Source organism: Streptomyces sp. NPDC001153 (genome assembly GCF_053598315.1).
This window is the reverse complement of sequence record NZ_JBSFJZ010000056.1, coordinates 23,645-44,582: the sequence shown is the minus strand read 5'-3', so window position 1 is coordinate 44,582 and position 20,938 is coordinate 23,645. Positions and strand designations below refer to the sequence as shown.

Sequence of the window (20,938 nt, the reverse complement as noted above, 5' to 3'; positions counted from 1 at the left end):
GGCCGGAAGAGGCTGCAGAAGGCGTCACGCGACGACCGTAGAACCGCCTCCGGACGGCCACGAGAGGTGCGAGGGCAACATCCGGGCAGTGCGCGTGCCCCGCGCGGTCAAGGACAACTTGCCGGACCAGCAGGCCTGTTGATGACTCATGCACCGGCCCGCGGACCTCCGGCGGGCCCCGCCGCCGTCCCCTTTTCAGCTCCCGCGACCTTCCGCGCCCCTTCGCCACTCCGACTGGAACAGGACTCCGCATGTCCCTCTCCGCAGCAGAACATCAAGCCGGTACGGCCGGCCGGCCGTACCGGGTCTCCGTCGCCGTCTACGCCCAGGACCTGGTCCTGCGCGTCGGTGTCGTCCATCAGCTCCGCCAGCGTCCCGAGGTGGAGCTGCTGGACGACACCGACGCGGAACGGGCACACGCGTCCCTCGTGGTCGTCGACTCCGTGGACGACGAGGTGATGGCCCTGCTGCAGCGGTTGCAGCGCAACCGTGCGACGCGCACCGGACTCGTGGTCGGTTCCTTCGAGTCCGCGGCGCTGCAGCGGGTCGTCGAGTGCGGTGTCGCGGCGGTGCTGCGGCGCGCCGAGGCGGACCAGGACCGGCTCCTTCATCTGGTGCTCGCGCTGGCCAACGGCGAAGGCGTGCTCCCCGGTGACCTGCTCGGCAAGTTGCTGAGCCATGTCGGCAACGTGCAGCGCGCGGCGCTCGATCCGCACGGTCTGACCCTGTCCACGCTGACCGCGCGCGAGGCGGACATGCTGCGCCTGGTGGCGGACGGGTTCGACACCGCGGAGATAGCGCGCAAGACGTCGTACTCCGAACGGACCGTCAAGAACGTGCTGCATGAGATCACCACACGTCTGCAGTTACGCAACCGGGCTCATGCCGTCGGCTACGCACTGCGCAACGGACTTATCTGAGTGGACGTCACCTACTGATTCAGGAGCGTGGTGTTGCCCGAAAGCGCAGCCCGCGCTTCCCTCTGGCAGGGCCCCGCCGCCCTGCCGCGCGACGCCCGCACGGACGCAGAGTGGCGGGGCGACCCATGTGTTCCGAGACTGCGAGGTGGACCGTGAACGGCACCGCTGACCCCGGCGGGCGGCGTCGGCTGGGGAGATTCGGAGCCTCGTTGCTCCTGCTGGTCCCGTTGCTCGCGCTGACGGCGGCCTCGGGACCGGGCAGCGCCCAGGCCCAGCCCAAGGCCGTCGACGCCTCCGCCACCCGGATCGCCTACGCCGGCACCGGGCACCGCAGCCTCGGCAAGGTGATCGACACCAAGGACAGCGAGCCGCTGTTCGGGGCGGGCCCGGCGCACTACGACGTCGAGCCGTCGGCCCTGGGCGACACGATGGTGTTCGCCGGCCGCCGCGACGAGAAGAACCCACAGATCTATCTACGCGCCCCCGACGGCTCGGTGCGCAAGCTGACCAGCGGCCGGGACGCGGCACACCCCCGGCTGACCCCGGACGGCAAGTCCGTGGTGTTCGACTCGGCGGAGCCCGGCGGCCCGAACGGCAGGAAGCAGCGCGACCTGTGGCTGGTGCGCACCGACGGCACCGGGCTGACCCGGCTGACCGACACACCGGCGAACGAGGAGAGCCCGACGGTGTCGCCGGACGGGCAGCGCCTGGCGTACGCCTGTGACAGCGACGCGGTCCTCGGGGAGCAGATCTACGTGCGCCCGCTGGCCGGCGGCACCCCGACCCGGGTGACCGGCACGCTGGGCAACAAGGCGACGGAACCGGTGTGGAACCCGGTGAACGACCCGGCGCACCGGGACCTCATCGCGTACACCTCCACCCCCACCGCCTCCGACAACTCGACGGGCCCCCGGCTGCGGGTGACCGGCGGCACGGCCGGCGACCAGCCGCTGCTCACCGGCGCACCGACCGGCTGGCGGACCCATGGGGCAGCGTGGACGCCCGACGGGGAGGGCGTGCTGTTTCTCAGCCCGGACCGCACCTGTGGCTGCGAGGGCGACTGGGACCACGTGTACCAGGTACAGAACCGCGCGTCGGGCCCGAACCTGGTGCTCATGGAGGACCGCGCCGTCGGCACGCCGACCTGGGTCGGCCCGCAGAACGGCGGGTATGTCGTGGTGGACCGCACCTCGGCGAAGGGCAGCAACACGGCGAACGGCGTGCACGGTCCGCATGTGGTGACCCTCCAGGACGTCCGGGCGGACGGCGCCGACCCGCGTGACCTCGGGCTGACCATCCTGAACGAGGACCCGGCGGCCGACAGCAACACCGATCCGGCCAAGGACCCCCTGTTCAACCCGGCGGCCGGGTACGACCCGTGGACCGAGCGGCAGAACTACACGCCCGACGGCCGGCGCATCGTGGTGACTCGGTTCGAGGGTGACACGGACAACCGGATCGAGCGGATCTGGACGGTGGACGCCGACGGCTCCAACGCCGCGCCCATGCCGCTCGCCGGGCGCGGACCGAAGGACTGGGACACCGACCCCACGTTGTCGCCGGACGGCAGGTTCATCGCGTTCACCCGGACGTCGCCGGGCGGGGTCGGCTCCGCCTCCGGTCCCGGGCACATCCTGATCGCCGACGCGTCCACCGGTGCGATCGTGCACGAGATCGTGCCGCCGGCCGGCCGGCAGACGGGCGGCGACGCCCAGCCCACCTGGTCCTCCGACGGCACCACGCTCGCCTTCACCCGCAACATGACCATCGACGGGAACGGCGGCAACAAGCACATCTGGACCGTGCCGGTGGACCATCTGGACCAGCAGCGCGATCTGAGCGCGACGATCTGCCCCGGCACCTGCGCGGTCATCGACGACAGTCCCGCGTTCTCGCCGGACGGCCGGCAGATCGCCTTCAACCGCAAGAACGGCGGCGGCCAGGTCGACGAGCACAACGGCATGGTGCTCACCTCCGTGTCCGGCGACACCTGTCAGGTGCTGCTGCCCGAGTCGGCCCGCGGCGACGCCGACGCCTGCCGCCGGGAGCTGCCCGACAGCTCGGTCACCGGACCGCACCAGCCGCGTGACGCGGCCTGGACCGCGGACGGCACCGGAATCGTCTTCAGCGCACGCACCGACACGCCGGTCAACTGCCCGGAGAGGCTGCATCGGTTGAATGTGGCCACCGGCCATCTGAGCGCGCTCACCCTGGAACTGCCGGGGCGGCAGAAGGAGCCGAGCGTCCAGCAGTCCGTGGACCTGGCCGTGCACGCCCCGGGCACCGTGCCCGCGGTCACCGTCGGTCACTCCGCGGACGTCCGCGTCGACGTCGTCGACAACGGCCCGGCCGCCTCGCCCGGCACCCGGCTGACCATCGCGCCGCCGGCCGGGGTGAGCGTGAGCAGGATCCGCCGGCCGGGCGGCACCTGTGACGCCGCCTCCCTGCAGTGCGACATCGGTGTGGTGCCGCCTGGCACGACCGTGCCGGTGACCGTGACGCTGACCGGGCTCACCGTCGGCGACCAGCCGTTGGACTGGTCGGTCACCGGGAGCGTGATCGACCCGCGGCCCGACGACAACACCGCCCGGACCGTGGTACCGGTGCACAGGGCCAACCCTCCCACCCCGCCTCCGACGCCGCCGACACCTCCGACGCCTCCCACCCCACCGACGCCGCCCGCCCCGAAGGCCGGCCCCGGCGTCCGGGTCACCGCCCAGCCCGACCCGGGCTATGTCGGCGGCCGGGTCGTGGTGACGTACACCGTGCGCAACGGCCGTAACGCCCTGGCGACCGGGCTGCGGCTGCGGATCGGCCTGCCCTCCGGGATCCCGGACGGCGGGCCGCCGGCCGGCTGTGACACCCGCTGGGTGTGTGCGCTGCCGGACCTGGCAGCGGGCGACTCCACCGTCGTACGGGTGGTGCTCTCCCCCGACCACGCGCTGACCGGCCGGGTCACCGGCACCCTCACCACCACCGGCACGGACGCCGACCCTCGGGACAACAGGACGCACACCACGCTGCGGATCCTGCAGCCGAAGATCGTCGCCGTCCCTCCGATCGGCAAGCCCGGCTTCGTCACCTCGGTGCGCGGCAAGGACTTCCCGCCGGGCGTCCCGGTGCGCTTCAGCTGGAACCCGGGGATCACCGCCGCCGCGGCACCGACCGTGCCCCAGCCGGACGGCACGTTCATCGGCCAGCTGCTCATCCTCACCAAGGACCAGACGGGTCCGCGGACGATCACCGCGAGCGGGCCCGGATTCTCCCCGGTGAAGACCGACTTCCTGGTGGTGAACGGCAGTGTGCAGCCGCCGGACGAGGTGACCCGCCGGTGATCCACGAGGTCGACGAGGCACTGCGCGGTCTGCTCGCGGAGTCTGGGCTGGAGGCGTCCGGGGTCGAGATCGTCCTCGACGCGCCGACCCGGGACTGGGCCGCGCGCCGCAACGCCCCCACCGTCTGTGCGTTCCTGTACGACATCCGGGAGGACCCGAGCCGGCGTGGCAGCGGCGCCGGGGAGGTGTACGACGCGGACGGACATGTGGTGGCACGCCGCACCCCGCCCCGCTGGTTCGAGCTGACGTACCTGGTCACGGCGTGGGCGAGCCGCCCGCAGGACGAGCATCGGCTGCTGTCCCAGGTGCTGGCCACGCTGGTGGCCGTCGACGCGCTGCCGGAGCGGCTGCTCACGGGCTCGCTGGCCGAACTGGGCCTGACCGTCTCGCTGGACACCGCCGGAGCGGGGCCCGACGGCCCGTCCGCCTCTGATGTGTGGTCGGCACTCGGCGGCGAGCTGAAGGCATCGCTCGGTGTGCGGGTGCGCGCGCCGCTCGCCGGGGCGAGCAGGACGGCCGCGCCGCCGGTGACCGAGGGCCTCGTGGTGCGGGCCACGGATCACCGGCAGGACGGGGTACACCGGCAGGACACGGATCGCAGGCAGGACGAGGATCCGGTGCCGGGGCGACGGCTGCGCTACGAGGGCGTGAGCGACCCGGGTCCGGACGGTTTCGCCGGTCCGCGCGAGCGGCACCCGGCGCCCGCCCGCCGCCGCAGAGGGGGCCGCCAGCCGTGACGTACCCCGCCGATGTCGTCACCGCGGCCGGCACGGATCCCCTGTGGGAGCGGCTGCGGCTGGTCGAGGAGCGGGTGCGCCACGCGGTGGCCGCCCGTCGTGCCGTCGATCCCGACCCCGACGACCCCTACCGCGGCCAGTACCTCTCCCCCGAGGCCGTGGAGCGGATCCTGAACGATCCGGGCGGGCTCGACGTGCCCGGACACGAGCCGCTGTCCCCGCCGCCCGATTCCGTGCTCGGCACGTTCGCCGCACGGTTCGGGCTGTCGCCGCTCGACACCGACCTGCTGCTGATCGCGCTGGCACCGGACCTGGACAACCGCTTCGAGCGGCTCTACGGCTATCTCAACGACGATCTGACCCGCCGTAGGCCCACGGTCGCCCTGGCACTGGAACTGTGCGGGCTCGCCTCGGCGTCGGCCGCCCGCTTCCACTTCTCACCGGGAGCGCCGCTGGTCGCGGGCGGACTGCTGGAGGTCACCGAGCCGGAGCGGCCACCGCTGTCGCGGGTGCTCGCGGTACCGGACCGGGTGACCGGCCATCTGCTGGGCGGTACGGACCCGGATGCCCGGCTCGCCGGAGTGCTCGGCGAGCCTGCGGACGACCCGACGGCCGACGTGGACGAGGTGCGCCGGGCGGCGCGTGCCGCCCGCACCGGAACGGGGTCGGTGCATCTGCTCGACCGGGGTGGTGACGCGCCGGGACTCGCCGGCGCGGCTCTGCGCGCAGCGGGGCTGGGCGTGCTGGTCCTCGACCCGGCGGCACTCGCCCGACGCCCCGGCGAGGTGCCCGCGCTCGCCCGGGTCGCGGCGCTGGAGGCCCGCCTCACCGGCGCCGGAGTCGTGCTGGGCCCGCTGGAGGCACTGCCCGGGGCACCGGCCGAACGGGCCCGTGCCGTCAGCGCGTTGTGCACGGCGCTGCGCGGCGTCCCGCTGTTCACCCACGGCAGGGAGGGCTGGGACCCGGCATGGGGGCCGGACACCCCGGTCGTCCTGCCGGTGGCTCCGCCCTCCCCCGAGCGGCAGGCCGCGCGCTGGCGGCACGCTCTGGCCTTGGCCGACGCCGAGGGTGACGTAGCGGGCGACGCCGACGCCCTCGCCCGGGCCGTCGCCGCGCACCGTCTGGACGGCGGACAGCTGCGGCGCGCGGCGGACGCGGCGCTGCGCTCCGCCGCGCTGGCGGGCCGCCCGGTCCGCCCCGACGACCTCAGGTCCGCCGTACGCGCGCAGAACGGCGCGGGACTGGCCCGGCTGGCCCGCCGGGTGGAGCCGGCGGTCGGCTGGGACGACCTGGTGCTGCCCGAGGCGACCCACCGCCGGCTGCGTGAACTCGCCGTCCGCGCCCGCCATCGCGAGCAGGTGCTCGGACAGTGGCGGATGCGGCCCGGCGGCGGCCGGGGACGCGGCGTGATCGCGCTGTTCGCGGGCGAGTCGGGCACCGGCAAGACGATGTCGGCCGAGGTGGTCGCCGCGGACCTCGGCATGGATCTGTACGTGGTCGATCTGTCCACGGTCGTCGACAAGTACGTCGGCGAGACCGAGAAGAACCTGGAGCGGATCTTCACCGAGGCGTCCGCGGTCAACGCGGTCCTGCTCTTCGACGAGGCCGACGCGATCTTCGGCAAGCGCTCGGAGGTCAAGGACGCGCACGACCGGCACGCCAACATCGAGTCGGCGTATCTGCTGCAGCGCATGGAGTCCTTCGACGGGATCGCGGTGCTGACCACCAATCTCCGGGCCAACCTGGACGAGGCGTTCACCCGCCGACTGGACGTGGTGGCGGAGTTCCCGGTGCCCGACGCGGCCCAGCGGCTGGCCCTGTGGGACAGGTGTCTGGGCACCCGGCTGCCCCGCGCGGACGACCTGGACCTCGGCTTCTGCGCGGACCGGTTCGAACTGGCCGGCGGCTCCATCCGGGCCTGCGCGATCACCGCCGCCTATCTGGCCGCGGAGTGCGGGGGCCCGCTGACCATGCGGCAGTTGGTGACGGCGGTGGTGCAGGAGTACCGCAAGCTCGGCCGGCTGGTCCTGGAGAGCGAGTTCGGGCCGTATCTGGCGGACGTCCTCGGCGTCTGAGGGGCCTCGCCGGCCGGCCCCGTGCCGAAACGCGGGCGGTCCGGGACGCCGTTCCCTTCCCCAGCGGTCCGCGCGGGCGTCCGGAAAGGCAGTGCGGTTGCCCCCGGCAAGGTACCGGCGCCCCTGCCGCCGGGCCTGATCCGCCCCGGAGACTCGGCATCGACGCAGGTGATCCGATGGAACGTGAAGGAGCGAGCATGCCGACGTACCTCACCCCGGGCGTGTACGTGGAGGAGGTGCAGTCCGGTGCCCGCCCTATCGAAGGGGTCGGCACCGCCGTCGCCGCGTTCGTCGGGTTCACCCAGAGCGGGCCCTTCCACGAACCGACCCTGGTCACCAACTGGGACCAGTACACCCAGCTGTTCGGCGGGTTCACCGAGGGCACCTACCTCGCGCACGCCGTGTACGGCTACTTCTCCAACGGCGGCGGCGCGGCCTACGTGGTGCGCATCGGCGGCTCAGCCGACGGCGCCGCCACGTCCGGCGGCGACCAGGGGCCCCGGGACGTCCGGGCGGTCCAGCCGCTGACGCTCGGCGGATTCCAGATCACGGCCAGGCCCGGCACCTCCGGAGTGTCGGTGGAGATCGCCGACGCCGACGGCGAGAACCCGCCCGAGGACCGCTTCAAGCTGCTGGTCCGCCAGGGCGAGCAGGTGGTCGAGACGTACGACGTCTCCACCCGCAAGAACGTCAAGGGCTATGTGGTCACCCAGCTGCGCGCGTCGAAGCTGGTCGAGGTCACCGAGCAGCGTGACGCCACGCAGACGCGGCCGGCCGGCCAGACGGTGACCGTGCCCGACGCCCCGGCCGCGCCCGCGGCGCCCGTCGCCGGCGCGGTGTCCCGGATCGACCCGGCCGAGTACGTCGGTGACGCCTCCGCCCGGACCGGCTTCGCCGGCCTGGAGAGCATCGACGAGATCACCATGGTCGCGGTCCCGGACCTGATGGGCGCCTACCAGCGCGGTGACATCGACGCCGAGGGCGTGCGCACCGTGCAGCTCGCGGTCATCTCGCACTGCGAGCAGATGGGCGACCGGGTCGCCGTCCTGGACTCTCCCCCCGGGCTCACCGCGCAGCAGGTGCGGCACTGGCGCAACGAGGAGGCGGGCTACGACTCCCGGTACGCCACCCTCTACTACCCGTGGGTGCGGGTCTTCGACCCGGCGGCCGGCCGTAACACCACCGTCCCGCCCAGCGGTCACGTCGCGGGGGTGTGGGCGCGCAGCGACGCCGAGCGCGGGGTGCACAAGGCGCCCGCCAACGAGGTGATCCGGGGCGCGGTGGACCTGGAGGTCCGGCTCAGCAAGGGCGAGCAGGACCTGCTGAACCCGATCGGCGTGAACTGCGTACGTGCCTTCCCCGGCCGTGGCATCCGGATCTGGGGCGCCCGCACCCTGTCCTCCGACCCGGCCTGGCGCTATCTGAACGTGCGCCGTCTGTTCAACTACCTCGAAGAGTCCATCCTGTTGGGCACCCAGTGGGTGGTCTTCGAGCCGAACGACGACCGGCTGTGGTCGAGCATCCGGCGCAACGTCACCGCGTTCCTCACCGAGGAATGGCGCCGGGGCGCGCTCTTCGGCCGCACCGCCGAAGAGGCGTTCTACGTCAAGTGCGACCGCGACAACAACCCGCAGACCTCCATCGACCAGGGACGCGTCGTCTGTGAGATCGGCGTCTGTCCGGTCAAGCCCGCCGAGTTCGTGGTGTTCCGGCTGGCCCAGTTCTCCGACAGCACCAGCCTCATCGACGAGTGACCCGCGGGTCTGCGAAGGAAAGGTGACAGACAGTCATGGCAGAAGGCGATGCTCTCTCCACTCACGTCTTCGGCGTGCAGCTCGGCGGGTACATGGTCGAGTCGATCCAGGAGATCAGCGGCTTCTCCGTCGAGGAGGAGGTCGTCGAGGTCAAGCAGGTCACGTCGACGGGCAAGCAGATCATCCGCAAGCAGCCCGGGGCGCGACAGGCCGGCGAGATCACGATCACCCGGGGACTCGACAAGAGCAGCGAGTTCACCAAGTGGATCAAGGAGACGCTGAACAACGGCGCCGTCGACACCGCCCGGCAGAACCTGACCATCGAGATCAAGGACACCAAGGGCGACACGGTCCGCCGTATCCAGCTGATGAACGGCTGGGCCTCCAAGTGGGAGGGCCCCTCCCTCAAGGCCGGCGAGTCCTCCGCGGCCACCGAGACCGTCACGATCGTGTTCGAGGAGATCGTCGTCGAATGAGGCGCCGTACCGTCACGGCCGGCAACCTGGAGGAGTTCCTGGAGGCGACGGCACCCGCTCAGGCGGCCGACCAGCCCCAGGCCCCGCCGCAGGCTCCGGCCGCCCGACCCGCGACCTCTCAGGACCACGGGCTGCGCACGGAGTTCGAGTTCGAGCTGCCGCGCGGGTACGTGGACGAGGCGGGCACGCTCCACCGGCACGGCGCGATGCGTCTGGCCACCGCCCGGGACGAGCTGCGGCCGCAGATCGATCTGCGGGTCAAGGAGAACCCGGCATATCTGAGCGTGGTGCTGCTGAGCCAGGTGATCACCCGGCTCGGCACCATCACCGATGTGCACGCGGGGATCGTGGAGCGGATGTACGCCACCGACGTCGCGTTCCTCCAGGACTTCTACCGCCGTGTCAACAGCGAGGGCCACACCCGCGCGGCGGTGGTCTGCCCGCACTGCGAGGGCGGCTTCGAGGTCGACCTCTCGGGTGGGCGCCTGGGGGAATCGTGACGTACGCACTCCCCCGGCTGCGGGAGGAACTCGCGTACATCGCCTACCACTTCCACTGGCAGCGCGAGGAGATCCTCGACCTCACCCACGCCGAGCGGCGGCAGTGGGTGACCGAGATCGCCCGTATCAACACCCGTGTGAACGAAGGTGGTTGAGCTCATGGCATGGCGGGACAGACTGCGTCGCCGGGCCACGGCGCCAGGTGCCGGCGGCACCCCGGCAGGTCCCGGCTCCACGCAGCCGGCCGCGCCGCGTGCCATGGGCGCGCCCGGGGCGGCCGGCCCGACCGTGCCCCACGACTGGGACGGCGGGTGGCGCCGTACGCCGCCGCCGACGCTGACGGTGGCCCGCGCCCCGCTCGGTGTGAGCGACGGCCTCGCCTTCCGCTCGGGTCTCGCGTCCTGGCAGGACCCGTCGTTCGACGCGGGTCTCGGCCACGCACTGCTGCCTTCCGCGCCGGTCGGCCTGGTGCGCGGCGTCACCGGTCCGGTCGCGCCGCGCGCCACCCACACCGCCGGCGGCCCCCTGCTGCTGCGCGTACCGCACCAGCAGGCCGAGGAGGCCGCAGAGACCGGTCCGCGCGCCGAGGAACCCGGCGAGCCGCGTCCGGACACAGCCGGCGCGCACCAGCGGTCCGCTGCGCCCGTGCCGCAGGTGTCCCGCAGGACACGACCGGGAGTCCGGTCCCACGGCACCGGCAGGCGGCCGGATTCCGGGTCCCGGCAGCGGGCGGGCAGCGACTCGCCGGGCTCCGCCGGAACGACGGCCGCGGATCCGAGCGCGACTCCTCGCGGCGCCGGGAGCAGTGACGGAGCCGGCGCGACCGCTTCGGCGGCCTCGGGCCGGGCCGGGCAGTCCGGCCAGGCCGTTCCGCATTCCGTCCAGCGCTCGGCCGGGACGTCGCCCAGCCGTGGCCTCGTCGCCGCCGGCCCCCTGGTGACCGTCGCCGCACCGGACACTCCCGTTCAGCGGTCCGCCGCCGATCCAGGCCGCCCGGCCATCGGCCCCGACCTGCCGGTCGTCCGACGGATCGCCGTGGTGCCCCGCTCCCCGGGAGACAGCCCCGCACCCCGGCCCGCGCCCGGCCCCGGTACGGCTGCGCACACCGGCCGCACCGCGCCGCACGGTCAGGACACGAACGGCACGACGGAACACACAGCCCCCGCCACGCCGGCGCCCGACGTCTCCGCCACCCCGGCCCGCGCGTCGGGCACCAGCGACACCCGCTCCGTGCGCCCTCGGCCGCTCGGCCCTTCGCTGACCGTCGCCCGGCGGCCGGCCACGCCGGTGCGCCGCATCGCGGTCCTTCGGCCCGACCCCGCGGCCGCTCGCCCCGCTGCGGGCCCTGACGTGGTGCCGGCAACCATCGCTGAAGCAACGCCGAACCCCGTGCCTCCCGTGCAGCGCACCGCCGGCCCGGCACGCCCCGACAGCCGGGCACCCCTCGGCGCTCCCCTGTCGGAACTGCCCGCCACCGCCAGGCCACTGACCACCGACGGGACCCAGGTGACCGGTCCGAGCACCGGCACACACCCGCCGGCCGGACCGGCGCTCCCGATCGTGCAGCGCCAGGCGAGCGCACCTGGTACCGGTGCCACGCCGGGCCCGCACGGCGCAAACGCCGCAACGCCCCAGATCCGCCCAGCGCACCAGATCCGGCCGCGGCTCGAGCCCCAGACCCAGACCCAGGCTCAGGCTCAGGCTCAGGCGACCGGAACGCCCCGTACTGCAGCGACCGTTCCCGAGCCGTCCGTCACCCGTGCCCGTGCCCGTGGTGGACTCGGGGCGCCGCTGTCCGCGATGCCGCCGACCGCGGACGCGACACCCCCGGCCGGCCCCGGCGGCGCGGCGGCGGGCCCCCCGACCGCCGGTGGCGCCGAGGCCCTCCCGCGCATCCAGCGCACCCCGGTGCGCCCGGACCGCACCGTCACGGACACGCCCGCGACCGCTTCCGGTGCCCGGACGCCCTCCGCGCCGCTGCTGGGCGCGACGAACACCGAGAGCGGCGGCGGGAGCCCCGACTCACCAGTGGTCCAAGGGGTTTCGCTCCCTGCGTCGAGCGCCTCGGACGTTCCCGCCGCGCCTCTGGTCACTCCGGTCGGCCCGCAATCGGCGCCCTCCACCGCCGTTGAACCCGGCTCCACCGGGATCGCCTCCGCGACCGATGCCGTGCAGCGCAGGACCCCGCAGACACGCCCGTCCCCCTCACCGGGCCAGGCGTCCACGTCCCGCGAGGCGTCGGCGCCGACGTCGGCGGGCACGGCGGAAGGCGCCGTGACCTCGGCCGACGGTAGAACGCCGGCCCGTGGGGCCACCGCGGCGGGCAACGCGGGCGTGAGCGGACCGGCGCCGCTGGTCGTCGCCCGCTCGGTCACCGTTGCCCGGCCGGGTTCCGGCACCGACGGTGTGCACACACCCGGTGTCATCCAGCGCCGAGCGCTCCCGGCTCAGGGGCGGCGGTCCGCACCCCGCAGCCTCGCCCTGCTCGCCGCACGGCCGCTCACCGTCAACACCCGTGCGCCGGAAGACGTCGTGCCGCCCACGGGAACCCGGGCAGCCGAGCGACCCGTCGTCGCCGCGTCCTGGCGCCGGGCCCCGGACCCTGTGCTGAGCGCATCCGCGCCCTCGCCCGTGCCGGGTCCCGAAGTGCCGCGCGCACAGCGCGCCGCTGCCGGTCCGGTGGCGTCGGGGTCGGCCGACCCGCCCTCCGGTACGTCCGGTCCATCGCGGACCCGGCCGACCGTGCCCGGAGTGCAGCCGAGCCCGCCCGTCCCACGGGGTGTACCCGTCGTACGGCCTGCTCCGCCCGTCCAACGCGCCACCGCCGGCGGCGACATGGCCGTACGGCCGCTCAGCCTGCCGTTGTCCGATCCGCAGGCATCACCGCTCCAGGAGCAGCCGTACGCCCCGGCTGCCGTCCCCCCGCTCGTGCCGGTGGTCCGCGCCGCCCGTACCGCACCGATCGCGCCCGCGACGGCGCCGCCACGGGCCTCCGGCTCCATGGGGCCGGCCGTGCAGCGCGAGGCGGCCCGAGCGGGGGGCGGCGCACTGTCCGCCGGGGTGCCCGTGACGGCCGTGCCCCCGCGAGGCCGGCAAGGGGCGTCCTCCGCGCCGTCGGTGCCCGGGACGGCCGACGCCGGGAGGCCGGGACCGGCGGGGGCGCGGCAGGAGCCCGTGGTCGACCTGGACGAGCTGGCGCGGCGGCTGCTGGACCCGCTGGCCCGGCTGCTCCGCGCCGATCTGCGGCGTGGCCGCGAACGTGCGGGCCGCCCCTACGACGGACGCCGCTGAGGACTGGGAACGGATGACCAACGGATGACGGACAACATCTTCGCGACGAGCGTGTTCTTCCGGCTCGCGATCGGCGGCAACGATCTGGGGGCCTTCCACACCTGCTCCGGTATGGGGGCCGAGGTGGAGATGGAGACTTACGCGGAGGGCGGGAACAACGGCTTCACCTGGCAGTTGCCCGGCCGGGTCACCTGGTCGAACATCACTCTCAGCCGGCCGGTCACCGCAGACACGGCGAAGATCGCGCGTTGGCTCGACGAGACGCTGCGGCGTGTGGAGCCCAAGGACGGCGAGATCGTGGCGCTGAAGCCGGATCTGACCCGCATCATCAGCTGGCAGGTGCTCGGCATCGTGCCGGTGCGCTGGCAGGGGCCGTCGTTCGATCCGGCTTCCTCGCAAGCGGCGGTGGAGACGCTGGAGATCGCCCACGAGGGACTGAGGCCTTCCTGATGCCTGCCATGCGGACGAGCCGGGCCAGGGCCCAGTTGACCCTGAAGGAACCCCCGGCGGCGGTCGGCGCGAAGCCCGGAGGGACGATCGCGCGGCTGAACCTCCAGTTCAATCCCAGCACCCTGCAGCTGAGCAAGACCACCGAGTGGCGGCGCACCCCGTCGCGGATGGCGGGGCAGTCGGCGCTGCCGGAGTTCGTGGGCAGCGGGCCGCGGCAGCTGAGCCTGGAGGTCTTCCTCGACGCGACCTCGACCCATGACAACTCGGTGGAGCAGGCGGTGGAGACGCTGATGAAGGCGTGCGTGCCCAGCCCGGCGAGCCTCGCGCGGAAGAAACCGGCCAGTCCCTGGGTGCGGTTCGAGTGGGGCACGGCCCGGACGACGTCGTTCGACGGCGTGCTCTCCAGCCTGTCGGTGACGTACACGCTGTTCGACGTGGACGGCAAGCCGCTGCGGGCGACCTGTTCGCTGTCGGTGGAGGAGGCGAGCGTCGACCCACCGGGACAGAACCCGACGTCCGGCGCCCGTACGGCCCGCAGCACGCACACGGTCGTGGCCGGGGACGGCCTGGCGCTGCTGGCCTGGCGGGAGTACGGCGACGCGACGGCGTGGCGGGTCATCGCGGAGGCGAACGGAATCGACGACCCGATGGCCCTCGTGCCCGGCACCGAGCTGGTGGTGCCGGCGCTCGGGGGCGCGGACGGTGAGGAGGAGCGGTGACCACACCCGAGGCGCGGGGCGGCCGGTCCTTCGCGGCGGACCCCGTCGTGGAGGCGCCCGGTGAGCTGCCGCAGATCTGGGCCGCGCAGCTGGTGAGCTGTGTGGTGGACGAGAACGTGGGCCTTCCGGACACGGCCGTGCTCACCTACCGCGATCCCGATCACGAGTTCCTGAAGTCGACCGGCATCACGCTGGGCACCCCGCTGCGGGTGTCGGTGGTGACGGTGGCCGGGCAGGCGCGGGAGCGGCTGTTCAACGGCGAGGTCACGGCGGTGGAGATCGACCGGGACGGCACCGGGTCGTTCACGGTCGTCCGCGCCTATTCCGTCGCGCACCGGCTGCAGCGCGGGCGGAAGGTGGTGGCGTACCGGAACATGACGGCCGCGGCCATCGTCCGCAAGGTGGCCGCCGGGGCGGGGCTGCCGGTCGGGAAGGTGGAGGCGGCGCCGGTCACGTACAAGCAGCTGTCGCAGGCCAATGTGTCCGACTGGGACTTCCTGCAGTATCTGGCCGGCGAGAGCGGTGCGCAGGTGCGGGTCGACGACAAGGGCGTGCTGCAGTTCACCAAGCCCGAGAAGGCCTCCGGTGCGCCCGCGCCGTCGACTCCGGCGACGCAGAGTCCGATGGTGCTGGAGTACGGGCGGAATCTGCTGGCGCTGCGGGCCGCGCTGTCGGGGGCGGACGGGGCGTCCCAGGTCGAGGTGCGCGGCTGGGACGTCGCCACCAAGACGCCGCTGGTGGCCCGGCAGCAGTCGGTGACCAGCGACACCGTACTGCCCGGTCTGGCCCCGCAGTTCGGCGCCCGGTTCGGGAAGTCGGCGAAGCTGACGGTGACGGACACGCCGTACCGGACGCAGGCCGAGACGACGGCGGCCGCCGGTGCGGTCGCCGGTCAGGTGAGTGCGGGTTTCGGTGAGGTGGAGGCGCTGGCGGAGGGCAATCCGCGGCTGCGGGCGGGCCGGCCGGTCGCGCTCGGCAACGTGGGGCCCGCGTTCTCCGGCAAGTACACGTCCACGGCGGTGCAGCACACCCTGGAACCGCACGGTGGCTACCGCACCACGGTGTGGGTGAGCGCCAGCCCGGACCGGTCCCTGGCCGGTCTCGTGACGGGTGCGAACGCGCCGGGGCGGGGTCCGCGCATGCCGGGCCTCGCGATCGGGGTGGTGACGGACGTGCGGGAGCCGGGCGGCGCGCAGAGCGGCGGGGTACGGCTCAAGTTCCCCTGGCTGGACGACACCTATGTGACCGACTGGGTGCGTACGGTGCAGTGGGGCGGCAAGGGCGGGGGCGGTGTGGTGAGCCCCGAGGTCAACGACGAGGTGCTGGTGGGCTTCGAGCAGGGCCTGCTGGACAGTCCGTATGTCATCGGCGGTCTGTACAACGGCGTGGACCGGCCCTCGAAGCACGACGTGCCCCTCGTGGACGGGACCAGCGGCAAGGTCAACCGCCGTTCGGTGGTGTCACGTTCGGGGCACCGGCTGGAGCTGCTGGATCCTCCGACGGGACCGTCCGGGGTACGGCTTCGTACCGCGGACGAGCGGCTTGAGGTGCTGCTGGACGACCGGAGCAACCGGCTCGAGCTGACGGTGTACGCGGCCGGCGGCCGACGGGCGCTGTCCTCCGTGGTGATGGACGGCCAGGGCATCACGCTCGACGCGAAGACCGGGAAGGTCAGCGTGAAGGGCGGCACCGTGGAGATCGACGGCACCGACACGGTCAGGGTCGGCGGCCGGTCGGTGAGCGTCGCGGGGCAGACGGACCTCACGCTCGACGGCGGCCTGCTCGGAGTGCTGAAGGCGGATCTCGTGCGTATCAATTGACACTCTCGCCCCCCGTCTCTGACTGTACGTCATATTCCTGTCACGACAGGCCCCTTGAGGGGCCAAGAACCGCTTCGAGGAGTCCGTTGCATGCCCGGCGCAGCCCGTACCGGCGACCCCACCAGTCATGGGGGTGTGATCGCCACCCCGCCGCCCGGCGCCGCCATGGCGGTGGCGCGCGTGCTGATCGGCGGCCGTCCCGCCGCCGTCGTGGGAAGCCTGCACACCTGTGTGGTGCCGCCGCACGCCGCCCTGGGCCCGGGGAACGTGGTCATGCCCAACCCGGCCGGGCTGATCTCGGGCGAGGTGCTCATCGGCGGGCTGCCGGCCGCACGGGCGGGCGACCAGACCACGTGCGGCGCCACGATCCAGCTCGGCGCCCTGAACGTCCGGATCGGAGGCCTGTGATGAGCGAGCGGTTCATCGGGCGAGGCTGGGCGTTCCCGCTGCGGGTCGGGCCGACCGGCGGGATCGCCATGGTGGAGCGGGAACGGGAGATCGAGGAGGCGATCCGGCTGGTGCTCGGCACCGCGCCCGGAGAACGCCCGATGCGCCCGGAGTTCGGCTGCGGCATCCACGACTTCGTCTTCGCACCCGGCGACGGCGCCACCGCGGGGCGGATCGCCCAGCAGGTGCGCGAGGCGCTGGAGCGGTGGGAGCCGCGGATCAGCGTGGACGACGTGGTGGTGGCCTTCGACGCGGTGGACGACGGAACCCTCTACATCGACGTGCGCTACACGGTGCGGTCCACCAACGACCGGCGCAACCTGGTGTTTCCCTTTTACACGATCCCCTCCGAGGAGGGGGCCGAGGAAGCGGTCGCGGACTGATGGCCCTGCCCTCCCCCAACCTGGACGACCGGCGGTTCCAGCAACTCGTCGACGAGGCGAAACGGTATGTGCAACAGCGCGCACCGGAGTGGACCGACCACAACGTCTCGGATCCCGGTGTCACCCTGATCGAGACCTTCGCCTATATCGTGGACCAGCTGCTGTACCGGCTGAACCGGGTGCCCGACAAGAACTACACCGCCTTCCTGGACCTGCTGGGCATCCGCCTGTTCCCGCCGGCGGCGGCCGGTGCCGAGGTCGACTTCTGGCTGTCCGCGCCGCAGCCCGACACGGTGACGCTGCCCCCCGGCACCGAGGTGACCACGGGCGACGGCGAGGCGGAGGAGCCCGTGGTGTTCGCGACCACGGACGAACTGCGCATCGTGCCGAGCGAGTTGAACCGGCTGGTGACCGCGCCCCGGACCGGCGAGCAGACCGACCGGACCCGTGAGCTGAGCGAAGGCCGCGACGTACGGTGCTTCCAGACGGCGCCCGAACCCGGCGACGCCGTGCTGTTCGGGCTGCCCACGGCCGTACCCCGGTGCATCGTCGCCGTACGCCTGGACAGCCGGGTGGAGGGCGTCGGCGTGGACCCGCGCCAGCCGCCTCTGGTGTGGGAGGCCTGGGACGGCGGTCGTTGGCTGGTGTGCGAGACCGGCTCGGACACGACGGGCGGCCTCAACCGGCCCGGCGAGGTGATCGTGCACGTCCCCGCCGGGCACACGGCGTCCGTGATCGGCGGGACGCGTGCGGGCTGGCTGCGCTGCCGGGTCACCGAGCCGGAGCCGGGACAGCCGTTCTACTCGGAGTCCCCGACCGTGCGTGAGGCGTCCGTGTTCACGGTCGGCGGCACCATCGCCGTCGAGCACGCCGAGACCGTCACGGACGTACCGCTCGGCACGTCGGAGGGGGTGCCGGGACAGACGTTCCGGCTCGGCCGGCCGCCGGTGCTGCTGGACGGCGAGCCGCCGGTGGTGGAGGTCTCCTCGGCCGACGGCTGGCAGCGCTGGAGCGTCGTGGAACACTTCGGCCGCTCCGCTCCCGACGACCGGCACGTACGGGTGGACGCGACCACCGGCGAGTTCACCTTCCCGCCGGCCCTGCGTGAGCCGGACGGCACGCTCCGGCTGTGCGGCGCGGTGCCCGAGAAGGGCGCCCGCATCCGGGTGTCCCGCTATCGCACCGGCGGCGGCCCGGCCGGCAACGTGGCGCGGGGCGCGATCTCGGTGCTGCGCAGTTCCGTGCCGTACGTCGCCCGGGTCACCAACCGGGAGGCGGCACGCGGCGGGGTGGAGGGCGAGACCGTCGCCAACGCCAAGCTGCGGGCGCCGGACGCGCTGCGGATGCAGGAGCGCGCGGTGACCGCCGAGGACTACGAGATCATCAGCCGGCAGGCGGCCCCCTCGGTGCGCCGGGTGCGCTGTCTGCCGGCGGCCGAAGGGGCCGGCGCGGTACGGGTGCTGGTGGTGCCGGACGCCGTCGCGGACGACGGGGATCGGCTCCGCTTCGAGCAGCTGATCCCCTCCGACCAGGTACTCGCCGCGATCACCGAGAGCCTGGACGAGCGACGGCTGATCGGCACCCGGCTGGTGGTGGAGCCGCCGGTGTACCAGGGCGTCACGGTCGTCGCCCGGCTCGCGGCGGCGCCCGAGGACACCGACCGGGTGCGCGGCGCGGCCCTGGCCGCGCTGTTCCGTTACCTCAACCCGCTGCACGGCGGTCCGGACGGCACCGGCTGGCCGTTCGGGCGGCCGGTGCAGTACGGCGAGATCTTCGGCCTGCTGCAACGCGCCACCGGCAACGCGCTGGTGGAGGAGATACGGCTGTTCGCCGCCGACCCGATCACCGGGCGGCGCGGAACGCCGGTGGACCGCATCGACGTGACCGCGGGCGCGCTGGTGTTCTCCTACCAGCACCAGGTCGTCGTACAGCCGCTGGAACCCGGAGGCCGGGCATGAGCCGTGCGGCCGTACCCGGACTGCCGAGCCGGCATCCGATCGGCGGGCTGCTGCCCGCGCTCTACGCCGACGACGACTTCGCCCAGCGGTTCACCGGGGGCCTGGACACCGTCCTCGCCCCGGTGTTCTCGACCCTCGACAATCTGCCCGCGTATCTCGACCCGCGCGTGGCGCCGCTGGATTTCGTCGCCTGGCTGGCGTCGTGGGTGGGCGCCGACGACGATGCCGGGTGGCCTGCGGAACTGCGCCGGGAGGCGGTGACACGCGCCGTGGAGTTGCACCGCTGGCGCGGCACCCGGCGTGGCCTGGTCGAGCGGCTGCGGCTCGCCCTCGGGGTGAACGCCGATGTCGTCGGTGACGGCCAGGCGGTGTGGTCCCGTACCGCGGGCACCGAGCTGCCGCCGGAGCCGTCCGGCGAGATCGTGGTCCGGGTGTGGCCGGGCCGCGATCCACACGTGGACGCGGGCCGGGTCCGGGAGGTCGTCCGGTCCCTGTGCCCGGTGCATGTCTCGTGCCGGGTGGAGATCCTGCCCGGCCCGCCCGCGGACGAGGGGAGCTGACGTCATGCGCGCCTGTCCCGCGTGCGGGGCGTCCAACGACGCCGCTGAGGACTTCTGCAGCAACTGCGGTTCGTATCTGGACTGGTCCGAAGAGGGCGCGCGAGACACATCCGCGTCGTCGCCCACTCCTGAACCAACACCAACACCAACGCCTACGCCTACGCCTCCGCCACCGTCCACGCCTCCGGCGGAGGGCGACGGACCGCGAGCGCAACCACAATCCGGTCCGACACCGACACCGGCGCCTGCGCCTGCGCCGACACCCGACGGTGCCGCACGCGCCGGAACGACCGATGAGCCTCGCACGGGCCGGGCCGCCGAGAGGTCGCGCGGGAATCCCGCGGGCAGCGGCGCCGACCCGGAGAGCGCCGGCCCGATCGGCACAGGCAGCGGCACCGGCAGCGAGAGCCCCGGCAACCACGGCGGTGCGGACCGTTCCTCCGCACCCACGGCGTCCTCGGACCGCCCCGTCGGCGAGACCTTGCCCTCGGTACGTCCGTCCGACTCGGCGCAGCCCCCCGCCCCGCCCCCGTCCCCCACGCAACCGCCCGCACCGTCACCGGCTCCCACGCGGCCGCCGGTCACGCCACGGGCTCCCACGCAACCGCCCACCCCACAGCCGGCCCCCGCACAGCCGAGTGCCGCCCAGCCGACCCCCGCACAGCCCGCGCCCGTGCAGCCGGCGAAGCCGATCGCGCCGCGGCCGGTCGTACGGTCCGTGGCCGCGCCGGAGGAAGCGGCCGGGGAACCGTGCCCGGTGTGCGGCACGCCCAATCCGCCGGAGCGCCGGTTCTGCCGCCGCTGTGCCGGCCCGCTGACCCCGGCGGCGGCCCATGAGCAGCTGCCCTGGTGGCGGACGATCTGGCCGTTCCGGCGCCGGGTCCGGGCGGGGTCCGGGCGCTGGATCCGGGTACTGGTGACACTGGCGGTGATCCTCGCGCTGTGCGTGGGCGGGTTCTTCCTGCTGCCCGCCGGGCGCGCCCTGATCGAGGACACCCGGGACAAGCTCAGCGGCGCCAAGGCGATCACCCCGGTGGCCGTTCACGCCGACGCCGAGGTGCCCGGCCATCCGGCGAAGGACACCACCGACGGGCTCAGCAACCGCTACTGGGGGGCGCCGGGGGCCGGAGCCTCGATCACGTTCGCCTTCGGCAAGCCGTTCCGGCTGGTCGACCTCATCATTACCAATGGCGCGTCGAAGGAGCCCGAGGAGTACGCCCGTGAGGCGCGGGCGCTGCGCATGGACATGGAGGTCACCTCGGCGGACGGCTCGGTGCACCACAAGGACGTCGACCTCAGCGACAAGGCGGGAGACCAGACCGTCGCCACTGGGATCGACAACGTGGTGAAGGTGCGGCTGGTGCTGAGGGCGGTCACGGGGCTCTCCAGGGGGCGGCATGTCGCGCTCGCCGAGGTGGAGTTCTTCCAGCGGAGCTGACCAGCGGGCGCCCATGACGGCACCGTGGTGTGGCCACAGGCCCCGTGCTGCCCGGCGTCACCATGACACTGCTCA

At 73.6% G+C, this 20,938-nt stretch carries 17 protein-coding genes; all 17 read left to right on the top strand.

Going from position 1 to position 20,938, the window contains the following annotated elements:
• Positions 1-251 precede the first annotated feature (251 nt).
• The 17 genes from ACWDEN_RS41550 (at position 252) to ACWDEN_RS41470 (ending at position 20,863) form a co-directional block, all read left to right on the top strand.
• On the top strand, positions 252-920 hold the full coding sequence (locus ACWDEN_RS41550; protein WP_351608981.1) for a helix-turn-helix transcriptional regulator: 669 nt from the start codon (positions 252-254) through the stop codon (positions 918-920).
• Positions 921-1,072: 152 nt separating this feature from the next.
• A complete protein-coding gene (locus ACWDEN_RS41545; RefSeq protein WP_351608980.1) occupies positions 1,073-4,255 on the top strand; it encodes a TolB family protein in 3,183 nt (1,060 codons plus the stop codon).
• Positions 4,252-4,992: a DUF4255 domain-containing protein gene (locus tag ACWDEN_RS41540; RefSeq protein ID WP_351608978.1), complete on the top strand. Its 741-nt coding sequence runs from the start codon at positions 4,252-4,254 to the stop codon at positions 4,990-4,992. Before ACWDEN_RS41545 ends, ACWDEN_RS41540 begins: the two co-directional genes overlap by 4 nt.
• Positions 4,989-7,067 (top strand): ATP-binding protein, encoded by a 2,079-nt coding sequence (locus tag ACWDEN_RS41535; RefSeq protein WP_351608976.1) that lies wholly within the window; start codon positions 4,989-4,991, stop codon positions 7,065-7,067. Before ACWDEN_RS41540 ends, ACWDEN_RS41535 begins: the two co-directional genes overlap by 4 nt.
• Before the next feature lie 197 nt (positions 7,068-7,264).
• Positions 7,265-8,821 (top strand): phage tail sheath family protein, encoded by a 1,557-nt coding sequence (locus tag ACWDEN_RS41530; protein WP_351608973.1) that lies wholly within the window; start codon positions 7,265-7,267, stop codon positions 8,819-8,821.
• Between the two features lie 35 nt (positions 8,822-8,856).
• Entirely contained in the window at positions 8,857-9,297 is a 441-nt protein-coding gene (locus tag ACWDEN_RS41525) for a phage tail protein (protein WP_351608970.1), read from the top strand.
• Positions 9,294-9,797, top strand: a complete 504-nt coding sequence (locus tag ACWDEN_RS41520) for a hypothetical protein (RefSeq protein ID WP_055709820.1) — start codon at positions 9,294-9,296, stop codon at positions 9,795-9,797. The genes ACWDEN_RS41525 and ACWDEN_RS41520 overlap by 4 nt, the downstream gene beginning before the upstream one ends.
• A complete protein-coding gene (locus tag ACWDEN_RS41515) occupies positions 9,794-9,952 on the top strand; it encodes a DUF6760 family protein (RefSeq protein WP_167528457.1) in 159 nt (52 codons plus the stop codon). Before ACWDEN_RS41520 ends, ACWDEN_RS41515 begins: the two co-directional genes overlap by 4 nt.
• A gap of 4 nt (positions 9,953-9,956) precedes the next feature.
• Positions 9,957-13,088: a hypothetical protein gene (locus ACWDEN_RS41510; protein ID WP_450863122.1), complete on the top strand. Its 3,132-nt coding sequence runs from the start codon at positions 9,957-9,959 to the stop codon at positions 13,086-13,088.
• 24 nt (positions 13,089-13,112) lie between these two features.
• Positions 13,113-13,538: a phage tail protein gene (locus ACWDEN_RS41505; RefSeq protein WP_351622595.1), complete on the top strand. Its 426-nt coding sequence runs from the start codon at positions 13,113-13,115 to the stop codon at positions 13,536-13,538.
• Positions 13,535-14,257 carry a CIS tube protein gene (locus tag ACWDEN_RS41500; protein ID WP_351622623.1) on the top strand — a complete coding sequence of 241 codons (723 nt, stop codon included), beginning with the start codon at positions 13,535-13,537 and terminating at the stop codon, positions 14,255-14,257. Before ACWDEN_RS41505 ends, ACWDEN_RS41500 begins: the two co-directional genes overlap by 4 nt.
• A complete protein-coding gene (locus ACWDEN_RS41495; protein ID WP_450863120.1) occupies positions 14,254-16,077 on the top strand; it encodes a VgrG-related protein in 1,824 nt (607 codons plus the stop codon). Before ACWDEN_RS41500 ends, ACWDEN_RS41495 begins: the two co-directional genes overlap by 4 nt.
• A 90-nt stretch (positions 16,078-16,167) precedes the next feature.
• The gene (locus ACWDEN_RS41490; RefSeq protein ID WP_351622601.1) at positions 16,168-16,485 is read left to right on the top strand and encodes a PAAR domain-containing protein; all 318 of its coding nucleotides are present in this window, start codon (positions 16,168-16,170) and stop codon (positions 16,483-16,485) included.
• On the top strand, positions 16,485-16,907 hold the full coding sequence (locus ACWDEN_RS41485) for a GPW/gp25 family protein (RefSeq protein WP_055707777.1): 423 nt from the start codon (positions 16,485-16,487) through the stop codon (positions 16,905-16,907). The genes ACWDEN_RS41490 and ACWDEN_RS41485 overlap by 1 nt, the downstream gene beginning before the upstream one ends.
• Positions 16,907-18,865 (top strand): putative baseplate assembly protein, encoded by a 1,959-nt coding sequence (locus tag ACWDEN_RS41480; RefSeq protein WP_351622605.1) that lies wholly within the window; start codon positions 16,907-16,909, stop codon positions 18,863-18,865. Before ACWDEN_RS41485 ends, ACWDEN_RS41480 begins: the two co-directional genes overlap by 1 nt.
• Positions 18,862-19,425 (top strand): phage tail protein, encoded by a 564-nt coding sequence (locus tag ACWDEN_RS41475; RefSeq protein WP_351622608.1) that lies wholly within the window; start codon positions 18,862-18,864, stop codon positions 19,423-19,425. Before ACWDEN_RS41480 ends, ACWDEN_RS41475 begins: the two co-directional genes overlap by 4 nt.
• A 673-nt stretch (positions 19,426-20,098) precedes the next feature.
• The gene (locus ACWDEN_RS41470) at positions 20,099-20,863 is read left to right on the top strand and encodes an NADase-type glycan-binding domain-containing protein (RefSeq protein WP_351622611.1); all 765 of its coding nucleotides are present in this window, start codon (positions 20,099-20,101) and stop codon (positions 20,861-20,863) included.
• The last annotated feature ends 75 nt before the right edge of the window (positions 20,864-20,938 follow it).